17 protein-coding genes are annotated in these 20,729 nt (G+C 59.6%); 6 read left to right on the top strand and 11 right to left on the bottom strand.

What is annotated here, in order from left to right:
* Positions 1–2 precede the first annotated feature (2 nt).
* Together V1280_RS02170 and V1280_RS02165 are read left to right on the top strand one after the other, a co-directional pair.
* Positions 3–452, top strand: a complete 450-nt coding sequence (locus V1280_RS02170) for a hypothetical protein (RefSeq protein ID WP_334518552.1) — start codon at positions 3–5, stop codon at positions 450–452.
* A 3-nt stretch (positions 453–455) separates the two neighbouring features.
* A complete protein-coding gene (locus V1280_RS02165) occupies positions 456–1,181 on the top strand; it encodes an SOS response-associated peptidase (protein WP_334518550.1) in 726 nt (241 codons plus the stop codon).
* Between the two features lie 134 nt (positions 1,182–1,315).
* Here V1280_RS02165 and V1280_RS02160 read toward each other — a convergent pair whose 3' ends face one another.
* Genes V1280_RS02160 through dcm form a run of 3 tightly spaced genes read right to left on the bottom strand, consistent with a single transcriptional unit; the run spans position 1,316 to position 4,428 of the window.
* Positions 1,316–2,692, bottom strand: coding sequence for a type II restriction endonuclease (locus V1280_RS02160; protein ID WP_334518549.1), 1,377 nt, complete (start codon positions 2,690–2,692; stop codon positions 1,316–1,318).
* 1 nt (position 2,693) lies between these two features.
* Positions 2,694–3,158 carry a very short patch repair endonuclease gene (locus V1280_RS02155; protein WP_334518548.1) on the bottom strand — a complete coding sequence of 155 codons (465 nt, stop codon included), beginning with the start codon at positions 3,156–3,158 and terminating at the stop codon, positions 2,694–2,696.
* Positions 3,151–4,428 carry a DNA (cytosine-5-)-methyltransferase gene (gene dcm / locus V1280_RS02150; protein ID WP_334518546.1) on the bottom strand — a complete coding sequence of 426 codons (1,278 nt, stop codon included), beginning with the start codon at positions 4,426–4,428 and terminating at the stop codon, positions 3,151–3,153. Before dcm ends, V1280_RS02155 begins: the two co-directional genes overlap by 8 nt.
* A 277-nt stretch (positions 4,429–4,705) precedes the next feature.
* Between dcm and V1280_RS02145 the strand changes: the two genes are divergently transcribed.
* Together V1280_RS02145 and V1280_RS02140 are read left to right on the top strand one after the other, a co-directional pair.
* The gene (locus tag V1280_RS02145; RefSeq protein WP_334518544.1) at positions 4,706–5,758 is read left to right on the top strand and encodes an SIR2 family protein; all 1,053 of its coding nucleotides are present in this window, start codon (positions 4,706–4,708) and stop codon (positions 5,756–5,758) included.
* Positions 5,748–7,580, top strand: coding sequence for an ATP-binding protein (locus V1280_RS02140; protein ID WP_334518541.1), 1,833 nt, complete (start codon positions 5,748–5,750; stop codon positions 7,578–7,580). The genes V1280_RS02145 and V1280_RS02140 overlap by 11 nt, the downstream gene beginning before the upstream one ends.
* Before the next feature lie 759 nt (positions 7,581–8,339).
* Here the strand turns inward: V1280_RS02140 and V1280_RS02135 are convergent.
* From V1280_RS02135 to V1280_RS02100, 8 genes are read right to left on the bottom strand one after another with little or no spacing between them, the layout of a single operon-like run.
* Entirely contained in the window at positions 8,340–11,648 is a 3,309-nt protein-coding gene (locus V1280_RS02135) for a UvrD-helicase domain-containing protein (protein WP_334518539.1), read from the bottom strand.
* Positions 11,645–14,281: a PD-(D/E)XK nuclease family protein gene (locus V1280_RS02130; RefSeq protein WP_334518537.1), complete on the bottom strand. Its 2,637-nt coding sequence runs from the start codon at positions 14,279–14,281 to the stop codon at positions 11,645–11,647. The genes V1280_RS02135 and V1280_RS02130 overlap by 4 nt, the downstream gene beginning before the upstream one ends.
* Positions 14,281–14,757: a hypothetical protein gene (locus V1280_RS02125; RefSeq protein ID WP_334518535.1), complete on the bottom strand. Its 477-nt coding sequence runs from the start codon at positions 14,755–14,757 to the stop codon at positions 14,281–14,283. Before V1280_RS02125 ends, V1280_RS02130 begins: the two co-directional genes overlap by 1 nt.
* Before the next feature lie 58 nt (positions 14,758–14,815).
* Positions 14,816–15,541: a DUF6602 domain-containing protein gene (locus V1280_RS02120; RefSeq protein WP_334518533.1), complete on the bottom strand. Its 726-nt coding sequence runs from the start codon at positions 15,539–15,541 to the stop codon at positions 14,816–14,818.
* Positions 15,538–16,476, bottom strand: coding sequence for an AAA family ATPase (locus V1280_RS02115; protein WP_334518530.1), 939 nt, complete (start codon positions 16,474–16,476; stop codon positions 15,538–15,540). The genes V1280_RS02120 and V1280_RS02115 overlap by 4 nt, the downstream gene beginning before the upstream one ends.
* Entirely contained in the window at positions 16,476–16,991 is a 516-nt protein-coding gene (locus tag V1280_RS02110; RefSeq protein WP_334518528.1) for an HORMA-1 domain-containing protein, read from the bottom strand. Before V1280_RS02110 ends, V1280_RS02115 begins: the two co-directional genes overlap by 1 nt.
* 7 nt (positions 16,992–16,998) lie before the next feature.
* Complete coding sequence (locus tag V1280_RS02105; RefSeq protein ID WP_334518526.1) at positions 16,999–17,355, bottom strand: hypothetical protein; 357 nt, start codon at positions 17,353–17,355, stop codon at positions 16,999–17,001.
* Entirely contained in the window at positions 17,321–17,965 is a 645-nt protein-coding gene (locus V1280_RS02100; RefSeq protein WP_334518524.1) for a CBASS oligonucleotide cyclase, read from the bottom strand. The genes V1280_RS02105 and V1280_RS02100 overlap by 35 nt, the downstream gene beginning before the upstream one ends.
* 127 nt (positions 17,966–18,092) lie before the next feature.
* Here V1280_RS02100 and V1280_RS02095 point away from each other — a divergent pair, with 127 nt between their 5' ends.
* Together V1280_RS02095 and V1280_RS02090 are read left to right on the top strand one after the other, a co-directional pair.
* On the top strand, positions 18,093–18,971 hold the full coding sequence (locus V1280_RS02095) for a WYL domain-containing protein (RefSeq protein ID WP_334518522.1): 879 nt from the start codon (positions 18,093–18,095) through the stop codon (positions 18,969–18,971).
* Between the two features lie 20 nt (positions 18,972–18,991).
* Positions 18,992–20,560, top strand: coding sequence for a hypothetical protein (locus V1280_RS02090; RefSeq protein WP_334518520.1), 1,569 nt, complete (start codon positions 18,992–18,994; stop codon positions 20,558–20,560).
* Positions 20,561–20,729 lie beyond the last annotated feature (169 nt).

Here is a 20,729-nt window from a genome sequence, read left to right as displayed (position 1 = left end):
GGATGGCCCCGAAGTATCACCCTACGCCCCTGTCGGGCGGCGATCGCAAGGCTCTGGCAAAGGAGCTCGGCAAGGCACGCGCGATGGCCAACATGCTTGCTGCCCAATCGTCGGAGATGCGGGCCAAGGGCGAGGCCATGATCCAGCAAGCTGACAGGCTGCTTTGCGAAAGCTGGAATGAGCGCATGTGGAGCGACGGCGAACCGATCGATCCGTCGCCCACGATCGACCAGGCCGTGAACGGAGGCTTCCCTTGGCTGGAAATCAGGTGCGCGCGCTGCAAGACGCCGAGCGACGTCGACCTCGCGGCGATGAAGCACCCGCCAACCACCTTCGTGCACGATCTCGCCAGCCGGCTGCGCTGCCGCAAATGCGTCAAGGCGGGCCGGCGTCCCTCTGCGACTCTGCTACAGTTGGCTTGGCAGCCTCGCCACCCTCGGACCGAAGTCTGACCGATGTGCAATCTCTACTCGATCACGACCAACCAAGCCGCCATCAGCGCGCTGTTCCGCGTCGTGAACCGATACGTAGGTAATCTGGCGCCGATGCCGGGGGTCTTTCCCGATTACAAGGCGCCGATCGTGCGCAATGGGGCCGAGGGCCGCGAACTCACCACTGCGCGGTGGGGTATGCCATCGTCATCGAAGGCGTTGATGGACGCCACCAAGAAAAGAGCCGAAAAGCTGCAGGCCAAGGGCAAGCCGGTCGACTTCAAGGATCTGCTGCGGATGGAGCCGGACGGCGGTACGACTAACATCCGCAACGTGAAGAGCAAGCACTGGACTAGATGGCTGGGAGTCGAAAACCGCTGCTTGGTGCCGTTCAACTCGTTTAGCGAGTTCAACAAGGTCGAAGGCGGCGACATCTGGTTCGCGCTCGACGAAAGCCGCCCCCTCGCCTGCTTCGCCGGCATATGGACCAACTGGACGTCCGTCCGAAAGGTCAAGGAAGGCGAGACGACCAACGACCTCTACGCGTTCCTCACGACAGAGCCGAACGCCGAGGTCGGCGCCATCCACCCCAAGGCGATGCCGGTGGTCCTGACAACGCCGGACGAAGTGGAGGTCTGGATGACAGCCCCTCTGGACGAGGCCCTGAAGCTGCAGCGGCCGCTTGCCCACGGCACGCTCCGGATCGTCGCCCGCGGCGTCAAGGAAGATACGGCCCGGCTAACGACGTGACCATCGAGGACGATGACGACCAGGCAGCTTCTCCTGGCCGCCAACGCAAGATCATCCGCCTTACGAGATCCTGGAGCAGCTTGGCGGTCGGCAGTTCGTGCTGGGAAGCCGCCCCATCATCGCCGACATGACGACTACCAGTTCGCCATGCGCTTGCTGACAACCGTGTCAAAGAAGGTCCTGAAACTGAGGACGTTCTTGTGACGGTCGTATTCGGTCTCTTTCGACTTCTTCAGCTGCTCGGGCACGACGAGGTTGATACCCATTGTGCCCATTTCCTCGATGGCATTCGCGGCGATGTTTTCATCGACGGTACCGAGAAAAAGCTCGGAGCCGTGCATCTCCCGTTCAACCTGCTTCCAGCGTTCGCGAAGCGTTGTCTTCACGCTCAGGATAAGTCCCCTATCCTTGCCCGACGGAGGATCTTTCAGATGTGCAAATGACGGCAGCACAAAATCCGGGCGCTTGCGGGCCTGGATCACGACCTGCTTGGCAAACGGCACGCTACCATCCACCAGCATTTTCTCGATGTGATGTTCGAACGAAACGCCGGCGCGCGCCTTGCGCTGCTGACCGGCTGACAGCATGTAGCGGTCGATCTCGGGCAACCGGTCGACAAGCGCATGGATGACTGTGGTGATCTTCGGCTCACCCGGGACATCACCCAGCACGATACGGACGAGGCCGACAGCCCGTTCACGCAGCTGGTATTCGCGGAACAGGTCCCATTCGATCGAGCGGCTGATTTCGCGAAGGGCATCGCCCGGTGTGTCGAATTCGAACGGATTGAGATCCTTGCGACCGGTCTTCTTCAGCCACTTGCCGCGCGCCTCGTCAGCGAGCGTGAGGGTCTCCGGCATGACCTTTTCTGCCGCAAAGGATGCGACGGTGCCGGCAAGCCATGCGGCCGCGACCTGTTCCGCGAAGGTGAGGATGCGCTCGCGCTCACGCTTGCGGTATTCGGCGGGCACTCTTTCATCGATAAGGAAGTCCGGGCCGAGTTCGAGCGCATCGACCAGCATAACGGCGGCGTCAGTTGCTGAATCGACCGTAAGGCAGCGATAGACGGTCTCCTCGCCCTCCCCGAACCGGGCCATGACGAGAAACGATGCCGGCGAGAGATCGGCGAATGCCGTTTTCGGCAGCCCGGTCATGTGGGTCTCGGCACCCTTGCTTGTGTAGTGCACGAGCCGCGTCTTGCGTGTTTCGCTGACCTGCGGCCATTCGGTCGTGAAGAAGGTTTCGCGGATTTCGGCACCACCCTCGGGCCGGGGCTTCGCTTCGATCGGCGGGAAGAAACCGCCATCCCTCTGCTTCGGCGGCATGTAGACGCCGGCCTGATGCTTGTTGGAGAACTGCGCCCAGTCGCGGTCGTTGTTGGAGAGTTTCTTGACGAGAAGGTTGGGCGCTTCTTCAAGCAGCCGGATCAGCAGTTCGGAAACGTCGCTCCCGCTCTGATCGACGGATGCGTCATCGTCCTGGCCGGCAAAGAGATCAACCGTCCCGGCCATGTCACTTCACCCTGCCGCGCGGTGGCAGCTCGATCCTGTCGCGATCGGATTCAAGCCATTCCGCGAGGCGGCCAAAAACATCCTCAACCGACATACGCCATTTGCCGCGCAGCGCGCATTCCCAGACAATCGCCTGTCGCCAGCCGGCGGCCTTGAGAGCTTTCTCGGCCCGGGCATCGACTTCGCGGTTACGTCCGATCTTTGTCTTCCAGAATTCCTCACGCGTCGCCGGCCATTTGAAGAGGTGGCAGTTGTGACCGTGCCAGAAGCAGCCATGAGCGAACAGAACTGCACGACGGCGCGGAAAGACCATGTCAGGCCGGCCCGGCAGTGAGCGGTCATGAAGTTTGTACCTGAAGCCTGCACGATGCAGTCCCCGACGCAGCAGCATTTCCGGTTTGGTGTTCTTGCCCCGGATGCCGGACATCATCCGGCTGCGCACGTCAGGAGGTACTACGTCAACCATGCGCTTCCACGACCTCCACCGGTCGGTCCGGTCGGGTTACGATGACGGGCTCTTTCCGCCCTTTTACGGATGATTTGCCGCGGGCAACGGCCTTTTCAATGTGTTCACGCAGGGAATCGGCGAGGAAACGCACGACCGGCACGACGACGGCATTGCCGAACTGTTTGTAGGCCTGGGTATCCGAAACATGAATGCGGAATTCCTGCTCCTTCGTATCGAAGCCCATCAGGCGCGCGCATTCGCGTGGTGTCAGCCGGCGCGGCCGCTTGCCCTTCTGCGCAATGAGGATTTCGGAGCCGTCCTTGTAGTAACGGGCAGACAGAGTGCGTGTGACATCATCGGGACCAAACAGGCTGTAGCCAAATCCGTTGCCGGCAGCGTTATGCTTTTCCTTGTAGTCCTTCAGATACTGCCAGAGCTTCGGTGTGAGCGTGTACTTGTCATCAACCTGCGGCTCCAGGATCGTACCGAGCTTCGGGCCCTTTGCAGGATCGGGGATTTCCAGCGCCGAAAAATCAAAATCCGTTGGTTCACGGAAACCGACGATAAAGATTCGCTCGCGCTTCTGAGGCACCCAGGACTGGGAGCTGATCACGCGATGCTGAACGTGATAGCCGAGCTCCTTTTCGAGCGCATGCATGATGGTGGCGAAAGTCTGTCCGCGATCATGCCGTTCGAGGTTCTTGACGTTCTCAAGGACGAAAGCAGCCGGACGGTGATGGGCGATGATCTGCGCCGTATCGAAGAACAGGGTGCCCTGTGTATCGCATAGAAAGCCGTGGGGACGTCCCAACGCATTCTTCTTTGAAACACCGGCAATCGAGAAGGGCTGGCACGGAAATCCAGCAAGCAGCAGGTCGTGCTCGGGAATCAGATCGGGATTATCAGCATAAGGACGGATGTCGCCGGCTATCTCGTGATTGTCCGGATAGTTGAGCCTGTAGGTTTCCTGCGCCTTTGGCTCCCATTCGGAGGTGAAAACGCATCTGCCGCCAGCGGGCTCGAAGCCCTTCCGAAGCCCACCAATACCGGCAAAAAGATCGATGAAGCGGAATGCCGGAGGGACATTGTTCTGTGAGTCCGCCCGTTCGGCCGCAGCCTTGCGCAGAATATCCCGGGCCAGCTTTGAGGGTTTGGTCTCGCCGCGCTCATACCGGTAGACCGTACGACGGTCGACCTTGAGAAGCTCTTCGGCCTCGGGAAGTGAAAGGCCTGCCTGCTCGCGGAGCTTTGAGAACTCCGTCTTCGTCTTGCTGCGCCGAAGGGCCATGTGATGCGAATCGTCCGGTGGGTCAATTTTTGACAGCCTGACACCATGCATTCCAAATCGCAAGAAAAATGTTCTTTATTTGTTCTATCCACCCAAGCTTTCCAAAGGATTGTTTGAGACCACATCCATCGCAGACCAAAGTCGGTATGCCAATCCCGGCCATCCTCTCATCGCGACGTGACAAAACTGCTTCTTACTTGTCGCCTTCGTATCTTTCAATCTAAGGTAAATTAGTGATTTGTCTGCGGAAAAGGCTTCCACAGAAGAAGCCAGATCGATGTTGGTATTCATGGCACAGATTATTGAAGTCAGCGCCGACGACGTTGCGGCGACCAAGTTTCTCGAATCCTATATTCAGTCAGGAAACCTGAACTTCCTTATCGGGTCGGGTGCGTCATCTCCGGCAATAAAAGTTGCTGGCACAATCGAGGCCGAGATCAATGACCTGATAGTGGCAGGAAACGAAGCGCAGGCCGATGCTAGGTGCATCGAATTCATCGAGCAGATCAATAAAGCCCAATCTGCTCTGGCCTCAGCGACCGATCCAGTCACGAAGAAAGTCGCCGAAAACTACGGCGACTTTATCAGCTGCATAGACCAGATCCTGTTTGCCAGAAAAAACATATTAATTCCGCGGCAGGCGAACCTTTTCACGACAAACTATGACATGTTCATCGAATATGCTGCGAGCCTGCTGCCGAGCGTGATCCTGAATGACGGCTTCGACAGATCACCTGGGCTTGGCACCGACTTTGTCTTCGCACCCGAGCGGTACTTTGATCGGACGTATCGATCAGGTAGCCTGCACACCCATCAGATCGAAATTCCGACCATAAATCTGATCAAGCTTCACGGGTCGCTGTCCTGGCGCCGTACAAAAGACGCTCTGCTGTTCAATCCTGTTCCGGTCAAGGCCCTCACAGCGGCCGAAAGGGCGAACCCCGCAAAAGTAAAAGAATTTCTCGCAAAGCACTTCCTGATTCTGCCAAACCTCCGCAAATTCCACGAAACGCTAATTGAACGTATCTACTACGACCTCCTGCGCCTATTTTCCAAGGCCATGGACCAGCAGAATGTCGTCATCCTTGCGTTCGGTTTCTCGTTTGCGGACGAGCACATTCTGGATCTTACGAAACGATCACTGCGGAACCCAACGGCGCAGCTCATTATATTTTCCTACGACAAGGTCTCTGCTGCCGGATACTCAGGCAAATTCGCCAAGCAGAGAAACGTATCGATACTTGCTCCTGAGTCAGGGGCCAATATTGATCTGAGTCGACTGAACAAAATTCTGTTTTCAACAATATCCGGTCAAACAAATGCGACCTGATCGCCTGGAAACAGAGGCTGTACTTCGTGTTGGTGACGTATGCGCGGTAACCGGCCGACGCATATTCGTCTCTGTAGACACGGAGAAAAATCTTTCTGAGCTGTTTTTCGACGGCGATGTCCTTAGAAATATTGCCGTCGGCAGCTACATCGATATCAGAAAAGGATTTTTGAGTCTTATCGGCAAGGTCGAGGGCGAAAATGCTCAAGGCGACTTTACCCGGCCAGCAGACCTGCTGCGCATGAGGGAAAGGCGGGTTCTCACGGTCGCGCTGGTTGGATTTCTCGACAACAAAGGCGAATTCTTTGGAGGAACAAAAGAGCTCCCCTTGGTCGGAAACGAGGCGTTCCTTCTGACTAAAGAGAAGGTTCATCAGGTTCATCGCCTGGTTAGTCCATCCGGTCTCGGCTTGGACGTGGCAGTTTCCGAATATGAGGGATACGATATCGCGCTTCCAGTCGACGGCCTCATGAACAGCCACATCGCAATTTTTGGCAACACTGGAAGCGGAAAATCCAACACTCTGGCGATCGTATACCAGGATTTCATTCGCAAGATGCGCGAAAGAAATGCCGCTGCGTTCGAGCAGAACTGTCGCGTTATGCTGTTCGACTTCAACAATGAGTACACGGGTCCGACATGTCTCACTTCCCACAAAAAAGTCATTCAGCTCTCAACGCGAAACGACACTGGAGACAAGATTCCGCTGGGGACCGGCGGATTGAGCGACATTGAGATTGTCAGCATTCTAGCGGACGCAACGGAGAAGACCCAAAAGCCATTCCTGAAGAGAGCACTCGCCCTGCAGCACCGCGCCATGGCCGCGGATGACGCGACGGCATACACGAAAGGGATACTGAGACGTCAGGTTACTCAGCTCCTGCAAATGTCTGACAAGGTCCGGTTCGACCTTCTCCTGGACTACTTTAGGGAAATTCTTCCCGATGAGGATTTTGCTGGCGACCCTGTTGAACTCGCAGCCGATCTGGACTGGCATAACAATTCAGCGGAGTGCAGGTGGAATGGGCATTGGCTCGCCCAATCCCCTGAATACATTACAAACACAACTCTCCATCAACACATCGAGAACTTTGAGCTGGAAAACGATGCTGTTTCGGATCTGATAAAGTTTTCATACATCCAGTTGGTCAGCGACGTCCTCTCAAATCGAGCGCAAAACGAACACATCGCACCTGCCATCAATAAACTGAAGAGCAAACAGGCGGACATAAGAAAGGTCTTCGACAGCGGTGCGGCGGGCGAGTTATTCAGCTCGAACGTCGTTGTTATCGCGTTGGGAGATGTCAATCTCGAAATGAGAAAGACCATCCCGCTGTTGTTGGCCAAGATGGTCTACGAAAATCACAAACGCGTCGGGGGCGCGCGCACACTAAACATCATAATCGACGAAGCTCACAACATCCTGTCTCGAGAGTCCTTCAGGGAGTCTGAGAGCTGGAAGGACTACCGGCTCGAGACGTTCGAAGAGATAATCAAGGAAGGTCGTAAGTTTGGCGTGTTTGTCACGATCGCCAGTCAGCGCCCTAACGACATTTCTCACACGATAACGTCCCAGGCGCATAATTACTTCATTCACAGACTGATCAATGAGAAAGACCTGCAGTCAATCGCTAGTGCAGTGTCGTACATCGACAAGATCACAGAGGAATCGATCCCGACCTTGCCAACTGGCACCTGCATCTTCAGCGGCATTGCCGGTCAAATGCCGTTGAAGCTCGCCATACGTCCTCTGGCGGAAGCACTTCGGCCGCGCAGCGCCACCGTGCAGTTCAGGGAAGTAGTCGCAGTGGCGACAGCTTAGGCCGCCGCTAGAGTCCTCGCATGCGCTGCGGCTAGCCAGGAAGATTCTTTCGACGTTTTTCGAGTTGGCTATTGAGACAAAACAGGTAATTCGGGGGCCGCATTGTTGGACAAAAAGAGCCGCGGGCGCATCATGGATGTGTTTGGCGAGTCAATAGATAGCCTGGTTCGAGACCTTTACTCCGATATTCGAGCGAAAACGGTCTCGATTTGCGAATTGAAAAAGATTGAGTTGAGCGTCCCGCGTGCAAAGCGGCGAGGATGAATGCTCGCTTAAAACCGCATTTGAAAAGCTAATACGCATGCTGCGTCCACGCTGCGCGGAGCCGCCGTGAGTGCTTAGTAATCGTTGAAATTAAACAGGAATTTTTGCGAACCATGTCGCGCCGGAATCCCTAAGACGAAACCGCAAATTTTGCGGTGAAATCAGAGGTCTTAGGATGTTTTGGTGGTTGGGGCGGCAGGATTCGAACCTACGTCTGGTGGAATCAAAATCCGCCGCGGCGCCTGAGCATTGCGGCTCTTCACTGGCGCCATTCGCTGCTCGAAACGGTTCGCCAGCGTTTCACATTGTTGAGAGCTGGCTGAGCGAATGCTCGAAAATACACCGTTTGAAAAACCGTTTTAGTTCGGCCTTCTCAAACGGTTTCTCTCGCTAAGGTCTTGAATTGTATGGTGGGCGCACCAGGGCTCGAACCTGGGACCCGCTGATTAAGAGTTATGAGGCGCATGCCAAATTGGTTTTCAGTGCCTCCGCGTCTTATCGATCAATCCAGTCCAGTTCCCCAAGCGTAAGATAGACGACAGCTCCGCGGGGAGCGCCAACCGCCTCCAGATATTGCAGCAGTTGCCCAGCATAAGCCTGCCGGTCAGCGGCAGTCGGAGCTACGTCGCTCTTCCAGTCAAAGGCGACAACGGCCCGGCAGGCTGCGACCGCGACAGCGTCTGCGCGCCCAGCCATCAGGACGCGGCCGGCGTCACGGGCGGCGTAGAGCGCCAACTCCGGCACAAGCGCGGCGCGGTGTTCCGCGACACCCGGCAGGCGCAGGGTTCGCAACGCGGTTGCAGCCATCTCCGCCGGATCGGGCAGCGGCTGCGCTTCGGGTGGCGCCAGCTGTGCTAGGAGGTCAGTGGCACGCCCCTGCAGATCAGATGCAGCCTCCCCGATCTCGCCCGTCAATATCTCTTCGATCAGCTTGTGCAACACTGAGCCCCGAATGGCGCTACCCGCCACCGTCACGAGACCGGCAGGGTCAGTGTCGGCGCTCTCGTCGACGCGAGCGACCTCGACCCAGCGATCGGTGTCGCCGTCGCTCGGCCGAACCCAGCGGATGGGCCGGGACGCATCCGCGACCGCGGCTTGCTCGGCGGCAAACACCTCCTCGCTCTGATGGTTTTCTTCTGCCGCGACGCGCGCCAGAGGACGCCGAAAGAAACGCGCTGGATCCCATTCCGGGATATCGTCCTGCCCGAGATCCAAAAGGTGCGCCCAGCTGTTGGCGCGCGGCACCGACAATGTCGGCAGGATCAGCATTTCGATTGCCCGCGTGCAGGCGACATAGAGGAGCCGCTCGTGCTCCTCTGCACTATCCTGGTCGTCAAGGTGGATGGCATCCGCGATCGCTGGCGGAACGACATCGCCCAGCACCCAGTGAAGCGTGTCGTCCTGACGGCGGTGGATAAACGGCTCGCGCCGTCTGAGTTCGGATCCCATATTGATCGGAATGACGATCGGCCATTCAAGGCCCTTGGCACTGTGAACCGTGATGATTTCAACAGCTTCGCGGTCTGCATCCAGCCGCGCTTCGTCGTAGGGCTCGGGTCCGAGAGTGCCGCCCTCCCAGTCGGCGCCAATGTCCTGTGCTAATTGCTTGAGACCGCGCACGCCGTAGCGGCGTGCGCGCTCCATCAGAAGGTCGAGATTGGCCAGAGCCCGAGCTGCCTGGTCACTGCCCCGCGCGGCAAGTGTGGCCCGCACGCGCAGCCGATCGATCGCCTCGCTCAACAAGAGAAACGGCGTCGTTCGCCGCACACGCCGTCGCAGATCTGTAAGTACGATCAGCGTCTCCCGCGCCAGCGGATTGCCGATCTGCTCTGGCTGCGTCTGCAGCGTTAGGCTCGGTGCCGGCGCACTATCTTCGGTCTCATTCGGCGCGAGAGCTCGCGTAATATCGAGCAATTCGTAATCGGTGAGACCGACGAGCGGCCCGCGCAACAGGGCGCCGAGTGCCAGCGTATCACTTGGGTCTGCGAGCGTGCGGATCAGGGCGACGAAATCCTGCGCTTCCTGGCGCCGGAAGAGGTTGCGACCGGCCTGCGAGACGAGCGGCAGGCCACGCTCCTCGAGCGCCCGTTCGTAACGCCAGAGCTCGGTACCGACCGGCGCGAGCAAGGCGATGTCGCCGGGCACGATCAAAGAGGTTTCTCCGCCGGATCGCCGCACGCGGACATTTCCAATAAGCTGAGCGCAGATATCGGCAACGGCGCGTGCTTCCTCGTCGCGTATGAATGCCGCCCGGCTCTTCTCGCCGATACGGATCGTCGCCCTCATGACGCAAGGCAGACCGTGCTCTGCTGGACCAAGCGAGGACACGAGCGGGACGTAACCTGGGGCCTGTCGGCCCAACGGATCGCGGAAACAGCGATTGACGTGGTCTAAGATCTCGCCGCGTGAGCGGAAGCTCGTCGTGATCCGCAGGATATTGCCTGGGAACTGACGCTCGACGGCATTGCGCGCCTCCATATACGTCGCGACATCCGCGCCTCGAAATCTATAGATCGCCTGCTTGGGATCGCCGACCATAAACAGGTTGCCCGGAATCAGATCCCGCTCCTGCCAAGCCGGAGCCGCACCGGAAGCGCTGGCGATGAGAAACAGGATCTCGGCCTGCACCGGGTCGGTGTCCTGGAATTCATCGACGAGGATCCGCGTGTAGCGGTTCGACGCCGCCTGCCGGACGGTTTCGTGACCACGCAAAAGCGCGCGCGTAGCGAGCAGCAAATCGTCAAAGTCAAGAACGGCAGCGTTGCGCTTGAACGCCTCGAAATCGTCTAGCAGCTCATCGAGCGCGCCGGAGAAGGTCGCGACCAGCGCTGTTGCGATACTGCCGAGAAGAACACGAAACTCCGCCGCGCACCGGCCATAGTGGGATGCGGCCTCCTCTGCGAGGCGCGTCCCTTCGTCCTTGCCCGCAACGTACTTCCAAGCCCCCAAGCGCCGATAAGGGCGCAGATCGTTGGATCGCCAGGCCATCGCATTGACGCGAGTCGGATGGGCAAGCTCCCAAAGCCGCTCGAATAACGGAAGAGAATCGAAGGCGCCTTCGAAGAAGGCGGCGAGCCTCTCAAGATCGGCAATGTCTTCGAGCGCCCGGTCAGGAGCCCGTGTGCCGTCGATCCAGCGACGAAATTCCCGCACACTCTCGACAAACCCCAGATCGGCGCGTTCGGCGAGATCGCGGGGAAGAGGCTTTGCGGTACGAAAGTCGCGCCGGAACTTGCCGAGCTTTTTCAGGGTGTCGACCGCTTCCCTTGGGTCTCGGCGCGCCATGACCACAACCGGATCGGTCGGATCAGCGTTCTCGCCGAGGCGCCGCCGCAGCCAACGCTCGAACACGGTCGTGAAGGCAAACTCGGTCTGGACCGCATCGAGGACCTCGGCGCCGGGGTCAACGCCAGCCTCGATCGCATAGCTGCGAAGTAGCTTGTGGCAGAAGCCGTGGATCGTGGTTGCCGTGAGTTCGTCCAGCCGCGCGCGGGCCGCTATGAGCGCGGCTCTCTGCGGCGCGGTCAGGGTTTTCTCTACGGCAAGCGCCAGGTCATCGGGGATGTTTCCATTTAGCAGTTCGTTAGCGAACCGCTCCACGCGCACGCGCAATTCGCCGGCCGCAAGCTCGGTGAACGTGATGGCGGCGATGTTGCGTGGCGCGACGCCGCTGGCCAGAAGCATGGTCACGCGGCCGGCAAGGAGCGAGGTCTTGCCGGTGCCTGCCGCGGCCTCGACAAGCAAGGTTTGATCAAGAACAGTGAGGGCGCGCCGCCGGTCGGCGCTATCGGCGAGCGCGTTCATGGCAACTCCCAAAATCGGGCCAGATCGCCGGCGGCGGCGATGAACGCAGCCTGCTTTCTGCGGAAGTAGGCCGGAGATGCAGGAAGCGCGAGTCTAAGATCGTTGAGACGGTCGTCGGCGGCCGGCCCCGGCACAGCATGGCCGCGCGTCAGGGCAGCGCAGGCCGCGTTGACGAAAGCCGCAGTTTGCGCAATTGCGGCATCGAGATCCGGCAGCAAGAAGATTGTCGGTTCGTCCTTCAGATAGATAAGCCGGGTTCGGATGGCGGGCACCTCCGGCAGAAGTTGGCGGCATGCTAGGGCGTAAAGGACGCGCTGCAGTTCAGCGCCGCCAGCAATGACTCTGTCAGCAGCATTCTCCGGCCGCTCACCTGTCTTGTAATCGGTCACCCGGACAGCGACGCCGCCGGCGCGCAGGTCAACGCGGTCGATTTTACCGCGAATGGCGACCGCCGTACCGGGCACATCGACGCGCAACGCAGGGTCCCACGGCCAATCCGGATTTTTTGGCTCTGGCGGATTGGCGTGCTCGCCGAACGGCACCTCGGTCCAGCTGCGCGTGCCGCTCTCGGTGAATGTCTCGTTTGTCAAGCCGGCCAGCGCCATGACGGATGCCTGGCGCACGGTGTTGACCCAGAGCACGTCGGGCGGCACGGGCATTTCCAGCGGCCACGCTGCAATCACGTGTCGCACCGCCGCCTCTAGCGCGCCCTCGATCTCCTCCTTAGCGGCCACGATGAAACCGGGCACCGGCTCGAGCGCGTCGACGGTGCGGCGCAAAAGCTCATGGACCAGCCGACCAAACTCATCGGGTGGAAGGATCAGTGGACGCTCCCGGTCGTCCGGCGCACGCCATCCGAGAGCGTATTTCCAGACAAAGCCTAGCGGATCGTGCAGGAGCCGCGCGAGCGAGGTCGGCGACTGGATCTTTGCGAGGCTTTCAGCGATGCCGGCGTGATCCGTGACCAGGAGCCCGTCATGGGCCGTCAAATCCGGTCTGTGCCAGCTCTGCCAGCCCCGCAGGGCGGCGCCCGTCGCGAGGTGTTCGGCTATCTCTTGCGGGCGCGCGGTAAGCCGGTCCGATTCGCTTGCCGCGTGCTCAGCGAGCCGCGTGCGCGCAAGTGCGAGCGCATTGCCGCTCGGAGCCAGAAGCGGGCTCGGTCCCGCACGACCGCCCTGCGCGTTGCGACGGCTGCGCGAAAGAACAATGCCTTGTGTCGCGCATGCGGCAATGATGCCAAATGCCCGCCGGTCCGCTTCAGCGGGCGGATCGGCGTCGAGGGGACCCGGTGGTCCAATGTGGTCCGGCAGCAGGGGGTCTTCGCCGGAGGAACGCGGCCATCCGCGCTCCGTCAGGCCGAGCAGACGAACCCAAGGGCGTGGCGATGCCGCCAGCTGCCATGCTGGCGCCCAGGCCACGGCGTCGCTGGCATCGCGCTCATCCTCGACGCGGATTTTACGCAGCGAAAGCTCCAGAGCGGCCGCTGGCGCGCTTCGAGTCGCCCGCTCCCAGAGGCGGCGCGCACGGCCGCGCAGGAACGCGTCCGCCGCTTCTTCGGCCGCAACCGTTCCTCGCTCCAGCAAGGTCAATAGAGGCATCACAATCGGACGCGGATCGGTATCTGGAAAGGTCAGCTGGTCGAGGGCTCGAGCCCATTCCGCGGCCAAGGTCAGGGAGGCGCTGCGCCGCACGCGTATCCAGTCGCGCGGCAAGGCGTCGAGCGCCGTTCGCTGGCCTGCTGCCAGAGCAAACAGACGCCGCACCCGGGCCTGACTTAAACCATGAAGCAGCACATCCGCGAGCGCCGCGCAACGCTGTCCATCCGCGGTGCCAAGACACGGCCGGCCGTGCGGGAAACTGACCGGCAGTTCGGTTTCTTGCGCCAGGGCGACGATGTACTCGTCCCATTCGTCGGTGCTGACGCCACAAATCGCGATTTCCCGTGGTTCGGCTTGTCCCGAGGCAATCAAGTCGCGCGCCCAGCGAAAAGCCTCGAGCACCTCGTGGCGAGGATCGGCGCATGTGACCTGGACGGGCGTCGCCGCCACGGCGGTCGCCGTTCTGACCTCACCTCGAAACCAGGCCACGTCGGCACCCGGCGGCGCGGTCCAGACGACTGGCGCCATGGCGCAGAGATCGTGGATGATCGGTCTCCAGACCGGCTCGATGAAGTGTACCCCCATGATGGAGACCGGGCCCAACACCTCAGGCGCCCATTGCACGCGCGCGCGCGCCTTGTCACGGAGATCCATCGGCAGGTGCGCGCCGCCGGTAAGAAAGTCGCGCACGCGGTTCTCAAGCAGAGCAAGATCGCGGACTCGCGCGTTACTGCCCGGAGCGTGAGCGAGACGGGTGTCCGCATTCCATGCTGCTCTCAACGTTCGCGCGACGGCGCGCGTCATCCCGGGAAGATGCCGAACGGTCTCGATGTCCTCGAAGCCGCCCGCATCAAGGGCGCGGGCAACAACAAATTCAAGCTCCTCGCCTGTCACCTGATGCAGGAAGCCGCTTGCCAGCCGCGCCGCCAATTGCGTCGCGGTCATGATCTGCAGACCGTTCTCGCCGTCGCGTGCGGCGGCCGCGCGGCGGGTGGCGAAAGCCAGCCCGCCCTGGACGATAACGGTCCTCCTCATTACCACTGTTGCGTCACCATTTCCGGCGGCACCCCTAACGTCTGAAGGATCATGCCGAGCACGGCCAAGGCATCCGTCATCAAACGCTCGTCACGCTCGCGATTGGCTGGAAACAGCTTGTTGCCGTGAAAGAGATTGTTGCGGACACGCCAAGTCGCACCGATTAAGTCGGATGTCGTCGCGATGGGAGCGGGCTGCGCACCGAACTTCACGCCGCCGTCACCGTTAACGAGGAAGTGCTTTGGCGGAATTGCAATCAACGTGTCGGCCACGTGGGCTGCCTGAACAGCCTGAAAGAATCCGGCCCCGAGCCGGGCAACGAGAGGTGGTTGCCCCATCTGCGCCACCTCTCCTTCCGTGGTAAAGCGGAGCAAGCGAAGCTGCTTCAGCGCAAATTCCATGCGGGCGAACGTGGCGAAGAATCGGAGCGTCAGGTCTGGCGGTAATCCGTTGAGGAGCTGTTCGGCCGTGAGCACGTGAATTCGTTTCCTTGTTAAGTGAGACGAAACGAGGGTCGGCGGGGTAGCACTGTCGTCACTTGGTCAACCATTGCGCATAGGCCTGAATGTCAATCATCGGGACCGTGCCACTGAACTGCAAGGTCGAGATGAGAGTGAACAAAAATGCCGTTGCCGGTCGCCCCTCCGGCGTGAACGTGTAGTTCCCAGATTTGCAGTCAAACGTGAAATGGCCATGCGCAGCGACGCAGCCCATGTCGAGGCGCTCCATCTCGTCGGTAACCTTAAGTGCGCGGATTAATGGATCGCCGACTGCAGGAGTCCAGTCACTCTCAAACGTAAGGAGACCGCCGAGGATCGGAATGAGTTGCTTGGCGGGATAGGTTCCGCCCGCATGCGGGATCGGAAGGCTCGTGCGGTGCAAGCGCCGCACCGTTGCGACCTTCTTCTGCGCGTATTCGACTTGCGTGGCGTTGATCGCCTGCTTCGCTTCGAAAGCGGCATAAACGCTCTCGGCCGGCACGATGGTCTGTCCCTGAAACTTAAAAATAAACGGCGAATACTGCCGGTCGAACACGACGACGTCGATCTGGTCGCTGAAGTTTCCGTGGCTGTCGACGACGTGCGCCGAGTCCGCCTGGTAGCGCTGCGGCAGGTAGGCTTGCAGCATATCGAGCCAGACCTGCTCGCTGGCATCGCCCTTGGTCCCGGGATGTGCGAACGATTTTCGCGCGATGGCGAGCTTCTGCTGAATTTCGTCGTGAAGCCCGGAGAGCAGTTGAGAGAGCGACCAATCACTCATGCGGATTTCTCCTGAAACGGAGGTGTTGCGATTACGGCTTTCGCGATCTCAACAGCCCGCACGGCCGTAACCGCCTTTGTCGGGTAGGCATCGAGGATGATCGCGGGCAGAAGCCGCTGGGTCAGGTCGGAGAAGGTATGACCATAGAGCGTACCCGCCCTCGGTCCGGTCGCGGCAACAATTTGCTCGATCTGGGATGCTGAGAACCCAAGCTCGCTAAGCGGACGCCCAAGCAGGGCCCGGCGCTGCGCATCGTCCGGCCTTTGGAATTGCAGGATCTCGGCCGCGCGGCGACGCAAGGCTGGATCGAGCGCGCCCAGCCGGTTCGTACACATGATCACGGCTGCGGGAAGCGAGCCATTGCCGATGCGGTCAACGCCGCGGATGAATGCATTCACACCCGCGCGATCCTCGTGATGCATTTGGGCAGCTTCCCGGGACTGTGCGAGCGCATCGGCCTCATCGACGAGAAGAATAATGCCACCCCGCGACTTGCCCGAGGCGGCCTTCAACTTGGAAGCTTCCGCCACGGTATGATCGAAGGCGGCCGAGATCAGCTGGGTCATTTCACCAACCCGGCCTTGGCCTCGCGTGGCAAGGCTCAACGGAAACAGGGTCACGTCGATGTTTTCCTGTCGTGCAACCTCATCGCCGATGGTCTCGGCGAGTTCCGTCTTGCCGGAGCCGACATCCCCGGCCAGCATCACGAGCGGGGGCCGACGCAAAATGCTGTTCAACGAACCATTGAGTTGGGGATGATGGGACTGAGCCCATTTCCGCAACCCTTCGGGATTGATGAGCAGTCCCAAAATCTTCATCAAGCGCTGCTTGTGATCATCGAGACCCACCAAAGCTGCGAGCCGCTGGCGGGCGAGCGGGTCGGGATAGTTCTGACGGCGCTCGAAGAGATCATCAAGGGTAGGCTTCGTGTTCATTACCAGCTCCGAACGCTCTGACGGTTGAGGGCCTGCCCACCGGCCGAATAGGTGCGGTCAGGGGAAAAGTAACCGCTAACTCCCGGCTCGCCGGAATCGCCGCGCGAGAAAGGCAACGCGCGGTGCAGGGCCGCACGGGTTGCTTCACTCGCGGTATAGTAAGCCGAAGAATAGGTCAGGAACGAACAGAAGCTTGCGCTGCTGACGTCGGCGCCCGCACGCACCTTGCCCGGGTCGTCATCGTTTGCTGCCATTCCCTGCAAGTCCTTCGAGGAATAGCGCAACGTCGGCTCGATCCAGGAGCCATTACGCTGGTAGCCATACGTGACTTCGGACAAGAAACCGGCCTTCAGCAACTCGATGAGCTCGGTCTCATAGTTGGCGATCCGCGTGTCGCTGGGGTCGCCGTAAAAGCGCTGCACGCGCTTGAGGTCGGTCGCGACCTTCGACGCCATGTGGCGCGCATGCGTCACCGTGAAGGCCGTGGACTCCGTTAGGGCGTAACTCGTGCTCATGTCTGTCTCACACCTGAAAGGAAGGGCCGAAAACGCGTTGCCAGTACCGGACCGTCTCGCCCTTGGTTGGTGCGGCGAGCGCCGCGTCGATCGCGTCGCCCGCGTCGAGCGCGGCATCAACGATCGCGTCAACCTGCTGCGCGGTGTAAAGGCGGCTGACGTTGTTCGCGGCATTGACCGGATCAATGATCTTCACCGGTTCCGTGATCGTGCCGACGCTCGAGGTGGGGTAGTAGTCGCCAAAGACGATGAGCTGGTGGAAATTGCTCTTGGCGATGTAGGTGAAGAAATGCTGCATTGCCTCCGGATAGTCGGCGAGACTCACGCCGCTATCGGCGAGATGCGCGAGCAACAACTCGACCATGAAGGATTTGAAGCGGAAGCCCTCCTGCTCGTTCTTCAACTTGGCGCGTCCAGAACTTCAAGAGGCGGGCAACCTGCGCAAAGTGCGTCTCCTGCGCCGCCTTGCGCTTGCGAATGAATTCGAGGTGATACGGAATGTTGGTCTTGAGAAAGGAGCCATCTTCTTGGCTCACCAGATTGCCGTACCATTCCTTGTCGCCATCATAAAGGATCGGGACGACGTCCACGTCGAGGCCGGTGCCCTTGAACGACACCGTCACGCTGTAGGTCTGCGGCTTGACCTGTTCGGGTGAGAAATTCGGGAACGCCTTACGCAGGCGCTCGGCGAGGTATTCGATCAGCGCAGCCACCTCTTTGGGTGCGTTTGCGCCGCTGATGTAACAGGCGACGTCGATGTCGTTGAGCGTGCGCAGGGCTGTGCCCTTGGCGAGGCTACCGGACAATAGCATCTTGCGCAGCGAGAAGTCGGGATGCTCGCCAAGGTAGGTTTCCAGCCGCTCGCGCAGGCGGCGCACCTGCGCTCGGTATTCATCGGCCTGCTCTTTGGGCAGGTTTACCCGGTCGGCAGCAAAGCGGACGATGTCGGCATGATCAACGTGGGTACGGCTCATCGGTCAATCCAAAGTCAGGCCCTGGGGCCAACGGAATCGTTGACTGCGCCCGCGGGATGGGTCTAGTCTTCCTATGGATAAACTAACTTAACCTGTCAAGAAACTTTACTGATCTGTGGAGCCTTTAGTGGATAAACCTGCCGCGAAACCTCGCTGGGGTGCTGAGCAACGTCTTGAATTCATTGAATTTCGGCTGTTCTGGGATGGAAGCGTGAACCGCTCGGACATCACCGAAAGGTTCGGCGTTTCGACGCCTCAAGCCTCGGCAGACCTAGCGCAGTATCGTGAACGCGCTCCGGAAAACATGCGCTACGACAGCAGCGGCAAGCGCTATCTCCCATCGGAAAGCTTCCAGCCCCGCCTGCTTCGCCCAAACGCCGAGCGGTACCTCGCTCAGCTGCGCGCGATCGCCGAAGACGTCATCTCGCCGCTCGACACCTGGATGGGGCCCATCTCGGACGTTGGCGTAACGCCTGTACCGTCGCGCAGGGTTGATCCAGAAACGTTGCGGTTTTTCCTGACGGCCATCCGCGCGGAGCGCTCGGTCCGAATTGAGTATCAGTCGCTGAACGACAATCGGCCTGATCCGTTGTGGCGCTGGATCACACCGCATGCGCTTGGCACGGACGGGTTACGCTGGCATGTCCGGGCGTTCTGTCACATCGAGCGCGCTTTTAAAGATTTCATTATATCCAGATGCCTTGCTATCGGGGAGATAGGACCTCCTGAAGCAAAGCCTTCCGACGATCAGGAATGGCAGACGTTTTTCACGGTCGTTTTAATTCCCAATCCCAAGCTTTCCGCAGCGCAGCAGAAAACGATTGAGCGCGACTATGGAATGGTGAACGGCCGGTGCGAACTGCCCGTGAGACTTGCCCTCCTCTATTACCTCGACAAACGCTTGCGGCTCGACGTGGCGGAAAAGCAGGACCGGCCAAAGGAAACGCCTATCGTTGTCGCCAACAAAAAAGAATACGATAAAACTTTAAAGCGAATCGCTTACTAACTGCCATTTAAGGGAATGCGGTGCAACCCACCTATTTTGCATCATTCTTATTGTGCGAGCGACCTGAGATCGCGCCACCAACGGTGGCCGAGGTGTTGGAGCACGTCGCGAATTGGCTCTTCAACAATCCTCACCGCAAGATGGCGCGGCCAGCCGATTGGCCGAATCTCGCTGAACCTTTGATCTTTCCAAACGGCGAGAAAATCCAGCTTCTGCGTTGGCAGGACGAGAACGAACCAAGAGATGTGGCCGCGGTTCGGTTCGAGCACCTCGATGAGCAATCGCGCCTGCTATGGCGTACGGACTGCGTTGTTGTTCGCTCCGAGAAGCCTGTTCCTGTTGTGCGTTTTTCAATAACTGTTGCAGCTGGCGGCGCGAACGACAGAACCTTTCTCCTGCGACCGCCTTCTTCACGTCCCCGCATCGTCTATACGATCATGGATCGGTACGGCGGGAGAGAAGAGTTTCCTCTCAAATCCAAGTACTTCAATATCGCAGCGTCGGAAGCGGAGCCGTTTACGGGTTTCCTTCTGAACCCGCAGCGTTCGATGCCAGTCGTCTTCATCAGCCGCACCAACGAAGATGAAGCGCTCTTGTGTGATCCTGCGGAACTGGCGAGCAAGCTTGTCGGAATCGCCTACGTGTGTGTGGCGGACTCCGTGCGCTTAAGCTGGAATTTGACCGAGCACATCGACAACAGATTGAATGCATACGATGGAACCGTGCGCCTCTACTGGCCGCGCATGGGCGCCGATGACCCGCCGTATCGGCACCGGTGGTGGAACGCGCGGCAACTGAGCGAGCGGAACATCGGCGGAGAGTTGTTGCGACTCATCGGTACCGCCTCGATTACGCGCTATGTCCGCGGGCTGGTTCGTTGGGAAGATATCGAGCGTGAAAACACGCGCCGGACGATTCACGTCCTGCAAAATTCGGCGAAAAACGAGTCTGGTAAAATCTCTGACGAATGGTTGCGGCAATACGAGGCGGACCTCGGCGCGCTCGACACTGTTCGCAAAGAGCTGGCGGCTGCCTCGGAAGCGCTGCTGGAGCGCGAGGGTGAGATCCGGCTCTGGAAAAACATGTATCTTCAGGCGCAGCGTTCGAAGGCCGTCGATCCCGATAGCCAACCCGCGGATGTGCAAGGTATTGAAACCACGGACGAGGCGATTGACGCCGCGCGAAAGGATTTTGCGGACCGTCTGGAAGTACTCGATGGCCGGGTGTCCAAAGAAGCTTCTCAATTTGAGCAGCCCGAATTGTTGTACGCAGCATTCAATTGGTTGGCGACGACTTATTGGAACGCGCGCACAGGCGTTGAGAGATGCGCTGATTTGGACCACTCCTGCCGGGAGAGCTGCCAATTCAGGTACAACGCCCACCAGTCTGAGATCACAATGAGCACGTATGCGGCGGATTACGAGGTCACTTATGGTGGCGCCCGAGTCAAGCTCAAGGAGCACATTGGGTACGGCGTTAGCACGGAGCCGCGCCACACGATCCGTGTCGCATTCTTCTTCGACGAGAAAGCACGGAAAGTCGTCATAGGCTACGTTGGGCAGCACCAAGCCACTCGCAAGTCGAACTGAAGTTCTAGCGGATGCCCAGGCTCGTCGAGGCTAGCAAAATGATATTCCCGATCGCTCTCGCGGGTGCGGTCTTCTTCTGGACCGAGATGCGGAAACCTTCATTTGCGGCACGGTAAACATCGCGCATTCAACGCACGGAGCGCGGCCAACCAGATACGAGCACTTCGCG

The sequence above is a fragment of the Bradyrhizobium sp. AZCC 2230 genome (assembly GCF_036924495.1).
In the GTDB taxonomy this organism is placed as follows: Bacteria; Pseudomonadota; Alphaproteobacteria; order Rhizobiales; family Xanthobacteraceae; genus Bradyrhizobium; species Bradyrhizobium rifense.
This window is presented reverse-complemented; position numbering and strand designations above follow the sequence as displayed.

What these genes read in the sequence shown, in the direction of transcription:
- V1280_RS02105 (WP_334518526.1), bottom strand. Translation starts at nt 17,355, where the DNA reads ATGGTCGAGTTGTTGCTCGCGCATCTCGCCGATAGCGGCGTGAGTCTC.
- V1280_RS02115 (WP_334518530.1), bottom strand. Translation starts at nt 16,476, where the DNA reads ATGAACACGAAGCCTACCCTTGATGATCTCTTCGAGCGCCGTCAGAAC.
- V1280_RS02160 (WP_334518549.1), bottom strand. Translation starts at nt 2,692, where the DNA reads ATGGCCGGGACGGTTGATCTCTTTGCCGGCCAGGACGATGACGCATCC.
- V1280_RS02165 (WP_334518550.1), top strand. Translation starts at nt 456, where the DNA reads ATGTGCAATCTCTACTCGATCACGACCAACCAAGCCGCCATCAGCGCG.
- V1280_RS02135 (WP_334518539.1), bottom strand. Translation starts at nt 11,648, where the DNA reads ATGAACGCGCTCGCCGATAGCGCCGACCGGCGGCGCGCCCTCACTGTT.
- V1280_RS02170 (WP_334518552.1), top strand. Translation starts at nt 3, where the DNA reads ATGGCCCCGAAGTATCACCCTACGCCCCTGTCGGGCGGCGATCGCAAG.
- V1280_RS02155 (WP_334518548.1), bottom strand. Translation starts at nt 3,158, where the DNA reads ATGGTTGACGTAGTACCTCCTGACGTGCGCAGCCGGATGATGTCCGGC.
- V1280_RS02110 (WP_334518528.1), bottom strand. Translation starts at nt 16,991, where the DNA reads ATGAGCACGAGTTACGCCCTAACGGAGTCCACGGCCTTCACGGTGACG.
- V1280_RS02145 (WP_334518544.1), top strand. Translation starts at nt 4,706, where the DNA reads ATGTTGGTATTCATGGCACAGATTATTGAAGTCAGCGCCGACGACGTT.
- V1280_RS02130 (WP_334518537.1), bottom strand. Translation starts at nt 14,281, where the DNA reads ATGAGGAGGACCGTTATCGTCCAGGGCGGGCTGGCTTTCGCCACCCGC.
- V1280_RS02120 (WP_334518533.1), bottom strand. Translation starts at nt 15,541, where the DNA reads ATGAGTGATTGGTCGCTCTCTCAACTGCTCTCCGGGCTTCACGACGAA.
- V1280_RS02140 (WP_334518541.1), top strand. Translation starts at nt 5,748, where the DNA reads ATGCGACCTGATCGCCTGGAAACAGAGGCTGTACTTCGTGTTGGTGAC.
- dcm (WP_334518546.1), bottom strand. Translation starts at nt 4,428, where the DNA reads ATGGCCCTTCGGCGCAGCAAGACGAAGACGGAGTTCTCAAAGCTCCGC.
- V1280_RS02100 (WP_334518524.1), bottom strand. Translation starts at nt 17,965, where the DNA reads ATGAGCCGTACCCACGTTGATCATGCCGACATCGTCCGCTTTGCTGCC.